The sequence below is a fragment of the Acidovorax sp. KPB24-03 genome (assembly GCF_057546605.1).
Genome location: NZ_BAAJYR010000543.1, coordinates 1 through 1,930 on the forward strand (window position 1 = coordinate 1; position 1,930 = coordinate 1,930).

1 protein-coding gene is annotated in these 1,930 nt (G+C 69.4%); it reads right to left on the reverse strand.

Annotated features, from left to right (window positions below):
* On the reverse strand, positions 1–1,930 hold a 1,930-nt coding region (locus AC27KI_RS23750; protein ID WP_487116183.1), incomplete at both ends, for an error-prone DNA polymerase.

Sequence of the window (1,930 nt, forward strand, 5' to 3'; positions counted from 1 at the left end):
CACCAGCCGCAGGCCCATGCGCACGGCCGGCTGCGGGTCGGCCACGCCACGCACGGGCTGGGGCTCGCCCTCCAGGGTCGCGTCCCAGTCGCTGTGCACCGCATCGATGGGCAGCACGCGCACGCCGTGGCGCACGGCGTCCTGCACCAGTTGCGAAGGCGTGTAGAAACCCATGGGCTGCGAGTTGAGCAGCGCCGCCAGAAAGCATGCGGGCTCGTGGCACTTGAACCAGCTGCTCGCATAAGCCAGCATGGCGAAGCTGTAGGCATGGCTCTCCGGGAAGCCGTATTCGCCGAACCCTTTGATCTGCTGAAAAATGCGCCGGGCAAAATCTTCGCGATAGCCGTTGGCAGCCATGCCTTCCATGAACGGCTGTTCGAAATGGTGGACGCCACCGGTGCGCTTCCATGCGGCCATGGAGCGGCGCAGCTCATCGGCCATGCCAGGCGTGAAGCGGGCAGCGATCATGGCGATCTGCATGACCTGCTCCTGGAAGATGGGAACGCCCAGCGTGCGCTCCAGGGCCTCTGTCAACTCTTTGTGCTCCAGTTCCAGCGGCTCGCCGCGCAACCGCCGCTCCCGGGCCTGCAGGTACGGGTGCACCATGCCGCCCTGGATCGGCCCCGGCCGCACGATGGCCACCTCGACCACCAGGTCGTACAGCTCGCGCGGGCGCAGTCGCGGCAGCATGCTCATCTGCGCCCGGCTTTCGATCTGGAACACGCCCACGGTGTCGGCCGCGCAGATCATGTCGTAGGTGGCGCCGTCCTCGCGCGGGATGCCGGCCAGGTCCCAGTGCTCGCCGCGCAGCAGGGCGCGCAGGTCGAGGGCGCGGCGCAGCGCGCTCAGCATGCCCAGGGCGAGCACGTCCACCTTCATGAGGTGCATGTCGTCCAGGTCGTCCTTGTCCCACTGGATGATGGATCGGCCATCCATGCTGGCGGGCTCCACGGGCACCAGCCGCGTGAGCTTGCCCTCGGTGAGCACGAAGCCGCCGACGTGCTGGCTCAGGTGGCGCGGAAAGCCCTTCAGATCGCGCGCCAGCTTGAGCCACAGTTCGGCGATGTGCGGCGCCAGTGGCTCGTCCACGGCCTCGGCCAGTTCCTGCAGGCGTTCGGTGGCGATGGCCTCGTCGAACCAGTGGTGGTCCTTGGCGAAGGCATCGATGAGCGCGGGCGCCACGCCCAGCGCCTTGCCCACGTCGCGCAGCGCGCTGCGCGTGCGGTAGCTGATGACCACGGCCGCGATGGCCGCCCGCTCGCGGCCGTACTTGTCGTAGATGTACTGGATGACCTCTTCGCGCCGGTCGTGCTCGAAGTCCACGTCGATGTCGGGCGGCTCGTCGCGCTCCTTGCTGATGAAGCGCTCGAACAGCAGCCGCGTCTTGGTCGGATCGACCGCCGTGACCCCGAGGCAAAAGCACACCGCCGAATTGGCGGCGGAGCCCCGCCCCTGGCACAGGATGCCCCGGCTGCGGGCGTAGCGCACGATGTCGTGCACGGTGAGGAAGTACATCTCGTAGCGGCAGTGCGCGATGAGGTCGAGCTCCTTGGCGATCTGCGTGCGCACGGCCTCCGGCACGCCCATCGGGTAGCGGCCCTGGGCGCCCTGCTCGGTGTACCAGGCCAGGGCTTCGCCCGGGGTCATGCCGGGCGGCACGGTTTCCTTCGGGTAACGGTAGCGGATCTCGTCGAGGCTGAAGGTGCAGCGCGCCGCCACGGCGAGCGTGGCCGCCAGCAGCGCAGGCGGGTAGATGGCGGCCAGCCGCATGCGCGCGCGCAGGTGCCGCTCGGCGTTGGGCTGCAGCGCGAAGCCGCATTCGGCCACGGGCCGCCCCAGGCGCACGGCGGTCACCACGTCCTGCAGGCGCTTGCGGCCACGCACGTGCATGTGCACGTCGCCCGCCGCCACCAGCGGCAGGCCGAGCGTC